The sequence below is a fragment of the Streptomyces sp. NPDC006430 genome (assembly GCF_040612395.1).
Lineage (GTDB): Bacteria > Actinomycetota > Actinomycetes > Streptomycetales > Streptomycetaceae > Streptomyces.
In genome coordinates this window covers 381,429-394,810 of record NZ_JBEXQA010000003.1, presented here as the reverse complement: position 1 = coordinate 394,810, position 13,382 = coordinate 381,429, and the positions used below count along the sequence as shown (strand labels likewise).

At 69.9% G+C, this 13,382-nt stretch carries 13 protein-coding genes; 3 read left to right on the top strand and 10 right to left on the bottom strand.

What is annotated here, in order from left to right; genetic code table 11:
- Nucleotides 1-50: 50 nt before the first annotated feature.
- Entirely contained in the window at nt 51-1,238 is a 1,188-nt protein-coding gene (locus ABZZ20_RS07665) for a peptidoglycan bridge formation glycyltransferase FemA/FemB family protein (RefSeq protein WP_356867828.1), read from the bottom strand.
- A gap of 265 nt (nt 1,239-1,503) precedes the next feature.
- Between ABZZ20_RS07665 and ABZZ20_RS07660 the strand changes: the two genes are divergently transcribed.
- Both ABZZ20_RS07660 and ABZZ20_RS07655 read left to right on the top strand, forming a co-directional pair.
- Entirely contained in the window at nt 1,504-2,682 is a 1,179-nt protein-coding gene (locus ABZZ20_RS07660; RefSeq protein WP_356867992.1) for an Ig-like domain-containing protein, read from the top strand.
- A gap of 121 nt (nt 2,683-2,803) precedes the next feature.
- Complete coding sequence (locus tag ABZZ20_RS07655; protein ID WP_356867826.1) at nt 2,804-4,393, top strand: CocE/NonD family hydrolase; 1,590 nt, start codon at nt 2,804-2,806, stop codon at nt 4,391-4,393.
- Nucleotides 4,394-4,500: 107 nt separating this feature from the next.
- Here the strand turns inward: ABZZ20_RS07655 and ABZZ20_RS07650 are convergent, their stop codons facing one another.
- From ABZZ20_RS07650 to ABZZ20_RS07610, 9 genes are all read right to left on the bottom strand, one after another.
- Entirely contained in the window at nt 4,501-5,244 is a 744-nt protein-coding gene (locus tag ABZZ20_RS07650) for an amino acid ABC transporter ATP-binding protein (protein WP_356867824.1), read from the bottom strand.
- 121 nt (nt 5,245-5,365) lie between these two features.
- On the bottom strand, nt 5,366-5,806 hold the full coding sequence (locus ABZZ20_RS07645; protein ID WP_356867822.1) for a DUF6278 family protein: 441 nt from the start codon (nt 5,804-5,806) through the stop codon (nt 5,366-5,368).
- A gap of 111 nt (nt 5,807-5,917) precedes the next feature.
- Nucleotides 5,918-6,703, bottom strand: a complete 786-nt coding sequence (locus ABZZ20_RS07640) for an exodeoxyribonuclease III (RefSeq protein WP_356867820.1) — start codon at nt 6,701-6,703, stop codon at nt 5,918-5,920.
- A 48-nt stretch (nt 6,704-6,751) separates the two neighbouring features.
- Nucleotides 6,752-7,384, bottom strand: a complete 633-nt coding sequence (locus ABZZ20_RS07635) for an MBL fold metallo-hydrolase (RefSeq protein ID WP_356867818.1) — start codon at nt 7,382-7,384, stop codon at nt 6,752-6,754.
- A 46-nt stretch (nt 7,385-7,430) separates the two neighbouring features.
- Nucleotides 7,431-8,015 (bottom strand): hypothetical protein, encoded by a 585-nt coding sequence (locus ABZZ20_RS07630; RefSeq protein ID WP_356867816.1) that lies wholly within the window; start codon nt 8,013-8,015, stop codon nt 7,431-7,433.
- Entirely contained in the window at nt 8,012-9,223 is a 1,212-nt protein-coding gene (locus ABZZ20_RS07625) for an ROK family glucokinase (protein WP_356867814.1), read from the bottom strand. Before ABZZ20_RS07625 ends, ABZZ20_RS07630 begins: the two co-directional genes overlap by 4 nt.
- 16 nt (nt 9,224-9,239) lie before the next feature.
- The gene (locus tag ABZZ20_RS07620) at nt 9,240-10,130 is read right to left on the bottom strand and encodes an ATP-binding cassette domain-containing protein (protein ID WP_356867812.1); all 891 of its coding nucleotides are present in this window, start codon (nt 10,128-10,130) and stop codon (nt 9,240-9,242) included.
- Nucleotides 10,100-11,131 (bottom strand): ABC transporter permease, encoded by a 1,032-nt coding sequence (locus ABZZ20_RS07615; RefSeq protein ID WP_356867810.1) that lies wholly within the window; start codon nt 11,129-11,131, stop codon nt 10,100-10,102. Before ABZZ20_RS07615 ends, ABZZ20_RS07620 begins: the two co-directional genes overlap by 31 nt.
- Nucleotides 11,128-12,117, bottom strand: coding sequence for a sugar ABC transporter substrate-binding protein (locus ABZZ20_RS07610; protein WP_356867808.1), 990 nt, complete (start codon nt 12,115-12,117; stop codon nt 11,128-11,130). Before ABZZ20_RS07610 ends, ABZZ20_RS07615 begins: the two co-directional genes overlap by 4 nt.
- Nucleotides 12,118-12,328: 211 nt before the next feature.
- On the opposite strand from ABZZ20_RS07610, the gene ABZZ20_RS07605 reads away from it, so the two are divergent.
- Entirely contained in the window at nt 12,329-13,333 is a 1,005-nt protein-coding gene (locus ABZZ20_RS07605; protein WP_356867806.1) for a Gfo/Idh/MocA family oxidoreductase, read from the top strand.
- Nucleotides 13,334-13,382 lie beyond the last annotated feature (49 nt).

Genomic DNA, 13,382 nt, shown 5'->3' with positions numbered 1-13,382 from the left:
GTCGGTTGCCGGACCGGCCGCTCTGGTGGCGGTGTCGGTGGCGGTGTCGGTCACCGGCGGGCCAGGTAGGCCTGGAAAGCCCTGTAGAGCGCCGTGTTGGCGTATCCGTCCACCGGGGTCTCCCACTCGCCTAGCGTTTCGACGACCTGTCCGCCGGTGCCGAGCTTCCAGCGCAGCAACCCGAAGGAACGTTCGTCGGGGTCAAGGGTGGAGGGTACCCCGCGCATGTCGTACTCGTCCGCTCCGAGGGCGTGTGCGTCGCGCATCATGCGCCACTGCAAGGCGTTGCTGGGGCGGACCTCGCGGCGGTGGTCCGCGGAGGCGCCGGTTTGGTACCAGACCCGCCTGCCGGCCACGATCATCGTGTGTGCGGCGAGGATCTCGCCCTGGTGGACGCCCAGGTAGAGGCGCATCCGGCCGAGCGCCTCGGCGTTGAGGACCTCGTACTGCTGCTGGTAGTACGCGAGCGAGCGACCGAGTCGGAAGCCGTCGCGCTCCTCGGTGATCCGTAGCAGTCGGTAGAACTCGGGAAGGTCGGCGGCGGTGCCGATGACGGTCTGCACACCGGCCTTCTCGGCCTTGCGCACGTTGCGCCGCCATTCCTGGTTGAGCCCGGACCACAGGTCCTCGACGGAGCGGCCGGCGATCTGCACGCGGAAGACGTGGCGCGGTTGGGCGTCGCCGTCGTCCTCGCCGCCGCAGCGCTTCCAGCCGCGGCTGCGCAGGCGGTCGGCGAGGGCGGCGCCGACCGGATCGACCTCGGTGGCGAGCACGTCCGACACCCGGCGCCCGGGTCCGGTGCCGGCCTTGACGGTGGCGGCGTCCCAACGGCGGTAGGCGGGGGCGGGGCCGATCCGGACGGCGAAGGCGCCGGCCGCGCGCAGGTGGCGCATCAGGGGGTCCAGCCACCGGTCGATGCGGGGGTCGGACCAGTCGGCGACGGGGCCCTCGGGAAGGTAGGCGAAGTATTTGCGGGTGCCGGGGAATTGACGGTAGAGAACGAGTCCGGCGCCCGCTATTTCACCGTCCGGGTAGTGCCATGCGACTCGTTCGGAGCGCCAGAGGTCCTTCACCTCGGCCCATGACGGGTACTGGAGGAAACTCGCCCGCCCGTGCCGGGAAAGGAAGGCCTGGTATTCGGGGACGGTCAGCGGACGCACCCTCAGCTCCTGGTTCCGGCGCTGGTCCTGGTCCTTCTCCTGGTGCTGCCGGGCGGGGGTCACGAGCAGTGCGCACACGGCTGATCGACCTTCCTGTACGTCCGAGGGAGCGGGATGCACAGGACTCTCACAGGTGTCCATGACGGAATCGCGCGGCGATTGTGACCGGACCATGACCGTTTCGCTGCGGTCCACATCACAACCGGAATTCGGATCTTTTCGACGGATTGGGCAACCTAAAGTCGTGCCGTTCGCATCTCCCTTTGCGAACGATCACTACCACTCGCCACCTGGGGGCCCTTCGTTGAGCCGCACACGCCGTATCGCACGCAGTCGCCACGTCATGCTGGTGGGGACCGCGCTCATGGCCGCCGCACTGACCGCCTGCGGTGGCGGTTCCGGCTCCGGCTCCAGCGGAAGCGGCCCCGGCGGCGCGGAGATGAAGAAGAAGCCCGACATGGCGATCTCCGTGAACCTCACGGGCGATCAGGCCAAGCCCGGTGAGCCGGTCAAGGTTTCCCTCGCCGAGGGCAAGCTGTCCCAGGTCAAGGTCTCCGACGGCAAGGGCGGCGAGCTGCCCGGCAAGATATCCGACGACGGCAGGACCTGGACCTCCGAGCGCAACGCCTCGCCGGGCACGGACTACAAGGTCGAGGCGCACAACACCGACAGTCAGAGCGCGAGCGCCCAGTTCAAGACGGTCGCCGCGGACAAGGTGAACAAGGTCACGATCAATCCGGGCAAGGGCTCCACGGTGGGCATCGCGCAGCCGATCTCGATCGTCTTCGACAACCCGGTGAAGGACAAGGCCGAGGTCGAGAAGCACCTGTTGGTCACCACGTCGAACAACACCGAGGGTTCGTGGGGCTGGTTCAAGGACTACACCGGCAACGACCGGGTGGACTGGCGACCGAAGGACTACTGGAAGTCCGGCACCGACGTGAAGGTCGAGATGAACCTGAACGGGGTGGACTCGGGGCAGGGCGGCGGGATGTTCGTGAAGGACTACAACACCGAGTTCAAGATCGGGAAGGACCGCCGGCTCCAGGTAGACCTCAACACCCACCGGATGACGGTGACCGAGGACGGCCAGGCGGTGCGGACGATCCCGGTCTCGGCGGGCACGCCCGGCGGCAAGAAGGCCTCCTGGTCCGGAAAGATGGTGCTGATGACCAAGGAGGGCACCATCCGGATGGACTCCCAGACGGTGGGCCTGGGCGACTCCTACGACAAGATGGTCGACTACTCGATGCGGGTGACCTGGTCGGGCATGTACATCCACGCCGCCCCGTGGAACACCGGCAGTTTCGGCCGCGCCAACACCAGTTCGGGTTGCGTGGGGATGAGCGACTCCGACGCCAAGGAACTCTTCGCCGAGGCCCAGGTCGGCGACCTGGTCGAGGTCACCGGCGAGGGCTCCAAGGGCAAGGCCGAGATCGGCAACGGCTACGGCGAGTGGAACCTGCCCTGGGACGAGTGGAAGGCCAAGAGCGCCCTCAACGGGACTCCCCGGAACGGCTGATCGGCGCACTTGACACTCATTTGATCGTTACCAGTGCGTAACTTACCGATGGGTTACTTTCGGTAAGCCCCTCCCGTTACCGTCGGTTCACCCTGACTCCGGCGCACGCGAGGAGCGATCGATGGTCCGTACCACCAGCACCGCGGCTGCCGTGGCGGCCGTACTGGCGGCAACCGCCCTGGGCCTGGCCCCCCACCAGGCCCAGGCGGCGCCCGCGCCCGCTGTCGCAACTGCTGCTGACGCCTCACCAGAACTCCGCTTCCACGACATCCCGGGCTCGGGAGGCATCACCCTCAAGGGCAACGTGTTCACCCCGGCCGGCGCCCAGGCCGGCCGGAAGTATCCGCTGATCGTGCTCCCCACCAGCTGGGGCCTGCCACAGATCGAATACATCGCCCAGGCCAAGAAGCTCGCCGACGACGGCTACGTGGTGGTCAGCTACACCTCGCGCGGCTTCTGGCTCTCCGGCGGCGAGATCGAGGTGGCCGGCCCGCCGGACACCGCCGACGTGTCCGCCGTCATCGACTGGGCGCTGGCCCACACCCCCGCCGACGCCGACCACATCGGCCTGGGCGGGGTCTCGTACGGTGCGGGCATCATCCTGCTGGCCTCCGCGCAGGACGCCCGGATCAAGGCCGTGGTCGCGCTCAGCGGCTGGGCCGACATCATCGAGTCCATCTACTCGGGCCGCACCGAGCACCTCCAGGCCGCCGCGATGCTCGGCGGCGCCGGCTACCTCACGGGCCGCCCCGGCCCCGAACTCAAGCAGATCCTGCACGACTTCCTCGGCTCCCGGCTGGACCGGGAGCAGCAGATGATCGAGTGGGGCAAGAAGCGCTCGGCCTCCGAGCAGCTCGACCGGATCAACGCCAACGGCGCGGCCATCATGATGGGCAATGCGTGGGGCGACACCATCTTCCCGCCCAACCAGTACGCCGCCTTCTACGAGAAGCTGAGCGGCCCCAAGCGCCTGGAACTACGGCCCGGCGACCACGCCACGGCCGAGGGCACCGGACTGCTCGGTCTGCCCAACGACACCTGGACCAACGCCCACCGCTGGTTCGACCGCTACCTCAAGGGCGAGCGCAACGGCGTGGACACCGAGCTCCCGGTGCAGATCAAGTCCCGCAGCAACGAGGGCTACGAGGGCTACGCCGACTGGAAGTCGGTCGGTGCCGGCGGCACCGAGAAGCTGGCGCTCTCCGACAGCGAGCACGTGTTCGCGAACATCGACTCGGGCGCGAACGGCGGTGTCATCTTCCTCTCCAGCATCCTCGACCAGTTCGTCAAGGCGCCTCCGACCGCCTCCATCCCGCTCCTCCCCCGCGCCTTCGCCGCCGTCTGGCAGTCGCCGCGCTACACCCGGGACCGACACGTCCGCGGCACGGTGAAGGTGCACACCACCGTCACCCCGACCGCCGCGGACGGCACCTTCGTCGCGTACCTCTACGACGTCGGCCCGCTCGGCATCGGCAAGCTGGTCAGCAACGCCCCCTACACCTTCCACGGGAAGACCCGCGGCCAGGCCTTCGGCGCGGACCTGGAGCTGTTCTCCACCGCCTACGACGTGCCCGCGGGCCACCGGCTCGCCCTCGTCGTCGACACCGTCGACCCCCTCTACATCGAGCACAACCCCACCGGCGCGCAGCTGACCTTCTCCTCGCCGCGCACCGATCCCTCGTACGTCTCGGTGCCTCTGCGCGAGCAGTGATCTGCGGCTGCCGCCGGACGGGGTGGCTCTTCGGAGCTGCCGGAGACCGTCCGGCAGCACCGTTTCGGGTTCGGCGACAGCGACGTCGATCGCCTCGGTCCCACCGCTCAGTGCTTGAGGATCTTGGAGAGGAAATCTTTGGCCCGCGCACTCTCCGGTGCCGTGAAGAAGGCCTCCGGCGTCCGGTCCTCGACGATCCTCCCGTCGGCCATGAACACGACGCGGTTCGCGGCTGAGCGGGCGAAGCCCATTTCGTGGGTGACCACGACCATGGTCATGCCCTCGGCTGCGAGCTGCTGCATCACCTCCAGCACTTCGTTGATCATCTCCGGGTCGAGGGCGGAGGTGGGCTCGTCGAAGAGCAGGGCCTTGGGGTCCATGGCCAGGGCGCGGGCGATGGCGACGCGCTGCTGTTGACCGCCGGAGAGCTGGGCCGGGTACTTCTCGGCCTGGTCGGCGAGTCCGACGCGGGCCAGCAGCTCCCGGGAGCGCTTCTCGGCCTCCTCCTTCTTGCGCTTCCTGACCTTGATCTGCGCGAGCGCGACGTTGGCGAGGACGGTCTTGTGCGCGAAGAGGTTGAAGGACTGGAAGACCATGCCCACGTCGGCCCGGAGCGCGGCCAGCTCCTTGCCCTCCTCGGGCAGCAGCTTGCCTTCGAGCTTGATCGTGCCCGACTCGATGGTCTCCAGCCGGTTGATCGTCCGGCACAGGGTTGACTTCCCGGACCCGGAGGGGCCGATGACCACCACCACCTCCCCGCGGCCGACCGTGAGGTCGATGTCCTGAAGGACGTGCAACGCTCCGTAGTGCTTGTTGACGTGCCGCAGCTCGATCAACGGATCGACGGCCATACGCTGCCCTGCCCACTGGTCGGTGTGTCGAGGTCAGCGCAAAGTATCCAGCCACGGAAGGGCACTTCCCCTCGACACGCCTAAAGGCGACATAAAGATCGACCGGAGCGCTTCGGTCGGATCAACCTTCGCAGGCCTCGGCGTACACCTGGGAGAGCTCGGGCGATCCGGTCATCGCCCAGGACACCCCCGCCTCCACCACGTTCAGCTCCCGGCCCGAGGCCAGCAGGATCACGGGCTGGCCGTTGGGCCACACCCGCCAGGCGGCGCCCGGCTGCGTCCGGATGATCACGGTCCCGAGGTAGAAGCCCGCGTCGTTGCCCAGCCAGGGCGCCGCCTCGGGATCGCGGCGCCAGCGGGGCATCAGCTGGTCGAGCGCCTCCAACGAGGCCGGGCTCCCGTCGAGTTCCAGCCCGGCCGCCCGAGCCTGGACACGCAGCATCTCGCATTCCGAGAACAACTCGTTGGCGCCCTCGGGATCGTCGGTGACGGCGGCGGCGAGCCCCGCCCCCCGTTCCGTTTCGTGCCGGTTCAGCCAGTTGTCCAGGAAGGGGATGTTCATACCGCCCAGCGTGGCACCAGGATCCCGCGCTGGCCACAGGGCGCGCGGGATCCGTCTACGGGCCCGGGTCGGGCAGGATGCCGGACCCAACCCGACCCGCTCGGCCGACGCTCAGGCGTCGAGCGCGAGGTCCACGACCACCGGCGCGTGGTCGGAGGCGCCCTTGCCCTTGCGCTCCTCCCGGTCGACGTAGGCGTCGGTGACGGCCTTGGTGAAGGCCTCGTTCCCGTAGACCAGGTCGATGCGCATGCCCCGGTTCTTCGGGAAGGCGAGCTGACGGTAGTCCCAGTACGTGTACGGGCGGTCGTACTTGAGCGGGCGCGGCACCACGTCGCTGAGCCCGGCGCCGCGCAGTGCCTCCAGGGCGGCGCGCTCGGCCGGGGTGACGTGGGTGAGGCCCGCGAAGACCGCGGGGTCGAAGACGTCCTCGTCGGTGGGGGCCACGTTGAAGTCGCCGAGCACGGCGAACGGGCGCGGACCGGCCGCGTCTTCGGCGACGGCGGTGGTCAGCGCGCGGAACCAGTCCAGCTTGTACCCGTAGTGGTCGTGCTCGACCTCGCGGCCGTTGGGTACGTACACCGACCACAGGCGCACCCCGCCGCAGGTCGCGGAGATCGCCCGGGGCTCCTGGACGTCCTCGTACGCGGGGCCGCCGGGCAGGCCGGTGACCACGTCCTCCAGGCCGACCTTGGAGATCAGCGCCACCCCGTTCCACCTGCCGGTGGCGTGGACGGCCGACTCGTAGCCCAGCGCGCGCAGCTCGGCGTGCGGGAACAGTTCCGCGGAGCACTTGGTCTCCTGGACGCACAGGACGTCCGTACCGGACTTCTCCAACCAGGCCAACAGGCGGGGCAGCCGGGCGGTGATCGAGTTGACGTTGAACGTGGCGATACGCATGCGTCCCAACCTACCGCCCGGCACCGACAGCCGGCCGGCAGCGGTCCGTCACAGGTCGGCGGTGCCCCCGGCCGCGAGTCGCCCGTGGTCGGTGCCGCCCAGGGCGTCCAGGGCGTAGTCGTAGATCGGCCGGGCGATGTCCGCGAGGTAGGCGTCGTGGATGTCGATGGCCCGGCGCGGCTTGACCTCGCGCAGGTAGTCGATCACCTCGCTGATCTTGTTCCACGGCGCGTGCACCGGGAGCATCAGCGTGTCGACGGGCACCTCGGGCACGGTCAACGCGTCACCGGGGTGGAAGAGCGAACCCTCCACGAGGTAGCCGACATTGGTGACCCGCGGCATGTCCGGATGGATCACGGCGTGCAGCTCCCCGTGCACCTGGACGTCGAAGCCCGCCGCGACGAAGGCGTCTCCGTGCCCGACCGTGTGCACCCGGCCCGGATAGGCCGGGGCGATCCGCTCCGCGACGCTGCGCAGGGTCCACAGCTCGGCCGCCGGATTCGCGTCGAGGGCGGCCCGCAGCCGGCCCTCCTCGAAGTGGTCGGGGTGCTCGTGGGTGACGAGCAGGGCGTCCGCCCCCAGCCCCGCGTCGGGTTCGCTGAACGCGCCCGGGTCGATGACGAGCACGCGCCCGTCCTTCTCCAGTTGGACACATGAGTGCAGCCGCTTGGTGAGCTTCATGATCCCAGGCTAGTCGGCGGAGCGTCCGGCTCCGCCGATCGAGCCCTCAGGGGGTCGTCGTGGAGACCAGGTAGACGCGAGGCATCTTCGGGTCGGTGAGGTCGACCGTGACGTCCCGGGTGGGCCGCGGGTCCGGCTGCTCCAGGGTGATGCCGTACCAGCTGTTGCGCGGGCCCCAGCTCCACCCGGCGATCGTCGCGTCGTGCGCGTCGATCGCGACCCCGCGGGTCAGGCCGGACCGGCTGGTGCCCAACTCTTCCAGGAAGGTGTCCAGGTCGGCCGGGGTGACCGCGAACTGCACGTAGAGCCGGCTGGTGCGCCAGTTGTTGGTCTCCAGGAACCCGACCCGCCAGGCCTTCGGCGGGATGGGTACCTCGTAGATGCTGCGCTGCACCTTGGAGGGCCAGCCGGGGCGCACCTTGGTCGCACCGACCTTCGCGGCCTTGTCACGGCCACTCTCGCGGCTCTGCTGGGCGGAGACGGCGAGGTAGCCCGCGGGCACGCCGACCAGCAGCAGGATGATGATCGCGGTGATCCAGCGGCGCCGTACGACGTGTTTGCGGTCCTCCGCCGGCGGCGCACCGCCCTCGTCGGGGGCGGACGCCTGACGGGGCAGGGAGGGCGGCGTCACTGCGCGTCCCCCTTCTTGGGGTCCAAGGCCGTGGAGTCCAAGGCCGTGGAGTCCGCGGTCTTGGGGTCCGCGGCGGGGGTGGTGCGCCGCCCCAGTTGCGCGTAGCGCTCGTACCGCTCGACGCGCCGGCGCGTGGCGCGGCGGAAGCGGCGGGCGACGAGCCGGGCGAGGTCGGCGGCCCCCACCATTCCGGCCTCGGGGCCGAGCTGGGCCTTGGCGATGCGGGCCTCGGGCCGGTAGCCGCGGCCGGTGAGGTGGCGGCGGAAGGCGTCCCGGGCGGGGCCGATCAGCAGGTCGTCGGCGGCGCTGACGCCGCCGCCGATGACGAAGCAGGAGGGGTCGAGGGCGGCGGCGAGGTTGGCGATGCCGACCCCGAGCCACTGGCCGATGTCCTGGAAGAGCTCGACGCACATGGCGTCGCCCTCGCGGGCCAGCTCGGTGATGAGCGGCCCAGTGATCTCCGAAACGTTGCCGCCGACCCTGGCGATGATGTTGTACGCGACCGGGGAGTCGGCCGCGGCCAGCTCCCGGGCCTCGCGGACCAGGGCGTTGCCGGAGCTGTACTGCTCCCAGCAGCCGCGGTTCCCGCACGGGCAGCGGTGACCACCGGGAACGACCTGCATGTGGCCGAACTCGCCGGCCACACCGAAACGGCCCCGCTTGAGCTGGCCGCCTTCGAGGATGGCGCCGCCGATGCCGGTGCCGAGCGTGATCATGACGAGGTGGTCCTCGCCGCGTCCGGCGCCGAAGCGCCACTCCGCCCAGGCAGCGGTGTTGGCATCGTTGTCCACCATGACCGGGACCGCGAGCCGGGACTGCAGCGCGTCGCGCAGCGGCTCGTCGCGCCAGGCCAGGTGGGGTGCGAACAGGACGCGGGAGCGGTCGGCGTCGACCCAACCGGCCGCGCCGATGCCCACGGCGTGCACGTCGTGGCGGTCGGACAGGTCGAGCACCAGCTCGACGATGGTGTCCTCGACGACCTTGGGGCTCTTGGACTTGTGGGGGGTCTCGGTGCGGAGCTTCTCCAGGATGACCCCGTCGGCGTCGACGACCCCGGCCATCACCTTGGTGCCGCCGATGTCGATGCCGACGGTCGGGACGCGCGGGGCGGTCAGGTGCGACCGGCGCTCACGGGTTCCGATGGTCCGCAGGACGGTGCCTCGCGCCGACCCCCGGTGGGTGAGCGTGAAGTCCCGGTACGTGCTCATCGAGTCGTGTCGTCCCTCAGGGTGCGGTGGTGGTTCCGGGGGCCGCGTCGGCCGCTCCGGACGGGTGGTCCGGTCCTGATTCTGCCACCCGCTCCAGCTCGTGGCTCAGTTCGTCCAGCTCGGAGCCGCCCGCCATCTGCCGGGTGAGCTCGTCGAGGGTGATCGAGTCGCGGGTGTGGCTGCCGGCCATGGTGCCGCGCTTGAGCAGGACGAACCGGTCCCCCACCAGGTGGGCGTGGTGCGGGTTGTGGGTGATCAGGACCACGCCGAGGCCCGCGTCGCGGGCGGCGGCGACGTACTTGAGGACCACGCCGGACTGCTTCACGCCGAGGGCGGCGGTGGGCTCGTCCAGGACGAGGACCTTCGCGCCGAAGTAGACGGCGCGGGCGATGGCCACGCACTGCCGCTCGCCGCCGGACAGGGTGCCGATCGGCTGGTCGACGTCGCGCAGGTCGATGCCCATGCGCAGCAGCTCGGTTCGGGTGGTCTCGCGCATGAAGGTCACGTCGAGGCGGCGGAAGGGGCCGCGGCCCTTGGTGGGTTCGGACCCGAGGAAGAAGTTCCGCCAGACGGGCATGAGCGGGACGACGGCCAGGTCCTGGTAGACGGTGGCGATGCCGCGGTCGAGGGCCGCGCGCGGGTTGGCGAGCACGGTTTCCTCGCCCTCGATCTCGAAGCTGCCGGCGTCGTGCCGGTGCAACCCTGCGATGATCTTGATGAGGGTGGACTTGCCCGCGCCGTTGTCGCCGAGGACGCAGGTGATCTCGCCGGCGTGGACCTCCAGGGAGACGGCCTGGAGCGCGCGGATGTTGCCGTAGAACTTGCTGACGTCGGTCAGCTTCACCAGCGGGATCGCGGCGTTCGTCGTGGTCACGGTCACTTCGCCTCCGCCCGCTTGCGGACCCATGCGTTGAGCAGCGTGGCCAGCAGCAGCATCGCGCCCAGGAAGAACTTGAACCAGTCCGGGTTCCACTGGGCGTACACGATGCCGTTGCTCGTCATGCCGAAGATGAAGGCGCCGACGGCCGAGCCGATCGCGGAGCCGTAGCCGCCGGTCATCAGACAGCCGCCGATGACGGCCGCGATGATGTACAGGAACTCGTTGCCGACACCCTCGCCCGACTGGACCACGTCGAACGAGAAGAGGATGTGCTGCCCGGAGATCCAGGCGCACAGGGCGACCCCCATGTAGAGGCCGATACGGGTCTTGACGACCGGGACGCCGGTCGCGCGGGCCGCGTCCGCGCCGCCCCCGACGGCGAAGATCCAGTTCCCGGCGCGGGCGCGCAGCAGGATCCAGGTGGCGACGGCGACCAGGACCAGCCACCACAGGATGGTGACCTTCAGGGTGACCGAGCCGATGTTCCACTGCGAGGCGAACAGGGAGCGCGCGGAGGAGAAGCCCTCCATGTCGGCGATGGACTTGGTGGAGACCGAACCGCTGATCAGTTTGGTGAAGCCCAGGTTCAGACCGGTCAGCATCAGGAAGGTGCCGAGCGTGATGATGAAGCTGGGCAGCTTCGTGCGGGTCAGCATGAACCCGTTGAAGAAACCGATGGCGAGGGTGACCAGCAGGGACACCCCGACGCCGACCCAGACGTTGGCGGTCAGCTGGTAACTGACCATCGAGCTGACCAGCGCCGAGGTGGTGACCATGACGCCGGCGGACAGGTCAAACTCCCCGCCGATCATCAACAGGGCGACCGGGACCGCCATGATCCCGATGGTCGAGGCCGAGTACAGGATCGTGCTCAGGCTGGACGCTTGCAGGAAGCTGTCGGCGGCGAAGGAGAAGAAGACGAAGACGGCGGCGGCACCGACCACCGCGCCCAGCTCCGGACGGCCGAGCAGCTTGCGGATCAGGGAGGTGGGGGCGAGCCGCTCGTCGACGGCGGTCGCCGCGCTCATCGGCTGCCCCGCTTGATGTACTCCTCCAGTTCGGCCGCCTCGGCGGCCGTCACGATCTGCGGTCCCGTGAGCACCGGCCGGCCGCCGCCGAGCACGTCGGCGTTGTAGCGGTGGAGCCAGAGCAGGTCGATGGCCTCATAGCCCTGGAGGTAGGGCTGCTGGTCGACGGCGAACCCGAGGGCGCCGGACTTGAGGTCGCGCGCGACGGACTCGTTCAGGTCGAAGGTGTCGACCTCGGCCTTGCTGCCCGCCGCGTCCTTCGCCTTGATCGCGGTGGGGGCGAACGGGGCGCCGAGGGTGACGATCGCGTCGACGGACGGGTCCGCCTGGAGCTTCGCCTGGACGGCCGCCTGGACGGAGGGCATGTTGGTGCCCTCGACGTACAGGTTCTCCATGACCCCGCCGGACCCACCGAAAGCTTTCTTCGCCCCGGCGCAGCGCTGCTCGTGCCCGACGTTGCCCTGCTCGTGCAGGACGCAGACGGCCTTCTTCTTGCCGCGCTTGGCCAGCTCGCTGCCGACCGCCTCGCCCGCGATCTGCTCGTCTTGGCCGATATGGGTGAGGGCGCCGTATTCGGCGGACTGGGCGGATCCGGAGTTGACCGTGATCACCGGGATGCCCGCCTTGACGGCCTTGGCGAGGACGTCCTTGAGGGCCTCGGGCTTGGCCAGGCTCACCACGATCCCGTCGACCTTCTGGTCGATGGCGTTCTGCACGAACTGGGCCTGCTGCTGCGCCTGGTCGTCGTGGGCGTAGACGAAGTTGATGTTGTCCTTCGCCGCGGCCTCCTTGGCGCCCTTCTGGACGATGTCCCAGAACGTGTCGCCGTCGCCGGCGTGGGTGACCATCGCGAAGGTCCAGCGCGGGGTGGACACGGCGGGCCGGCCCGCCTGGGCGGCCTTCGCCCGCTCCTCGGCACGCTTGCCGCCCGTACTGCTGCAGCCCACGAGGGAGGCCCCCAGTACCGCGGCGAGCACGGCGCCCACGACGCGTACCCCTGTCCGAACCCTAGCCACGTGTGCGTGCCCTTCCCTCGTCCTGCATGCTGCTGATGCCAAAGCGGTCATTCCGGTTCCAGCCGCTCAGTATCCGCCACAGTGCACCATGTGCGGTCATCGGGGCCTTCGAGGTCTTCTGGGTCATCCGAGTGAGACAAAGCGGATTGACAGCTTCCCCGGAGGGCGTCAGGTTGAGTGCATGCGCATCGGGGTGATCGGAACGGGTCGGATCGGCTCCTTCCACGCCGCGGCACTGGCCCGCCAACCGGACGCCGGCTCGCTGCTGCTCGCCGACGCCGATCCCGCGCGGGCGGTACGGCTCGCCGACCGGCTGGGAGCCACGGCGGCGCCCTCCGTGGAGCAGGTCTTCACCTGGGGCGTGGACGCGGTGGTCGTGGCGTGCGCCACTGAGGGCCACGCGGAGCTGGTCGTCCGGGCGGTGCGCGGCGGGCTGCCGGTTTTCTGCGAGAAGCCACTGACCACGGACCTCGCCCGGACGCTGGCGGTGCTGCGCGAGGTGGCCGCCTCGGACGGTGTGCTCCAGCTGGGCTTCATGCGCCGCTTCGACGCGGGCTACCGCACCGCGCGGGAGCTGGTGCGTTCCGGAGCCCTGGGCCGGCTGCACACCGTACGGACGATGACCGCCGATCCGGCGCCGCCGCCCACCGCGTACCTGGCGACGTCCGGGGGTCTGTTCCGGGACTGCCTGGTGCACGACTTCGACATGGTCCGCTGGGTGACCGGGCACGAGGTGGAACAGGTGTACGCGACCGGGTCGGACGCGGGTCCGCCCCGGTTCCGGGAGGTGGGGGACGTGGACACCGCAGCCGCCCTCCTCACCCTGGACGACGGCACCCTGGCGACGTGCACCGGCACCCGGTGCAACGGCGCCGGGTACGACGTACGGATGGAGCTGGCCGGGGAGCTCGACCAGGTCTCCTCGGGCCTGGACGACCGTACGCCGATCGCCTCGACCGAACCGCACGGCCCACCCCCGGCGAGCAAGCCGTGGACGGGCTTCCTGGAGCGGTTCGGCCCTGCGTACGAGGCTGAGCTGGCGGCCTTCGTCCGCCTGGTGCGCGGCGAGGAGCCCAATCCGTGCGACGGCCGGGAGGCACTGGCCGCACTGCGGATCGCGGAGGCCTGCGAGCTGTCGCGCAGGGAGCGGCGCCCGGTCCGGATGGAGGAGCTCCCGGACCTGTGAAAGGTGCGGGGGCCGTGACTGCGGGCGCCGTACGGAACCTGCCATGGGC

Bases quoted from the DNA above. Each gene is read 5' to 3' on its own strand.
- ABZZ20_RS07660 (WP_356867992.1), top strand. From the start codon at position 1,504: ATGCTGGTGGGGACCGCGCTCATGGCCGCCGCACTGACCGCCTGCGGT.
- ABZZ20_RS07655 (WP_356867826.1), top strand. From the start codon at position 2,804: ATGGTCCGTACCACCAGCACCGCGGCTGCCGTGGCGGCCGTACTGGCG.
- ABZZ20_RS07650 (WP_356867824.1), bottom strand. From the start codon at position 5,244: ATGGCCGTCGATCCGTTGATCGAGCTGCGGCACGTCAACAAGCACTAC.
- ABZZ20_RS07645 (WP_356867822.1), bottom strand. From the start codon at position 5,806: ATGAACATCCCCTTCCTGGACAACTGGCTGAACCGGCACGAAACGGAA.
- ABZZ20_RS07640 (WP_356867820.1), bottom strand. From the start codon at position 6,703: ATGCGTATCGCCACGTTCAACGTCAACTCGATCACCGCCCGGCTGCCC.
- ABZZ20_RS07635 (WP_356867818.1), bottom strand. From the start codon at position 7,384: ATGAAGCTCACCAAGCGGCTGCACTCATGTGTCCAACTGGAGAAGGAC.
- ABZZ20_RS07625 (WP_356867814.1), bottom strand. From the start codon at position 9,223: ATGAGCACGTACCGGGACTTCACGCTCACCCACCGGGGGTCGGCGCGA.
- ABZZ20_RS07620 (WP_356867812.1), bottom strand. From the start codon at position 10,130: ATGGGTCCGCAAGCGGGCGGAGGCGAAGTGACCGTGACCACGACGAAC.
- ABZZ20_RS07615 (WP_356867810.1), bottom strand. From the start codon at position 11,131: ATGAGCGCGGCGACCGCCGTCGACGAGCGGCTCGCCCCCACCTCCCTG.
- ABZZ20_RS07605 (WP_356867806.1), top strand. From the start codon at position 12,329: ATGCGCATCGGGGTGATCGGAACGGGTCGGATCGGCTCCTTCCACGCC.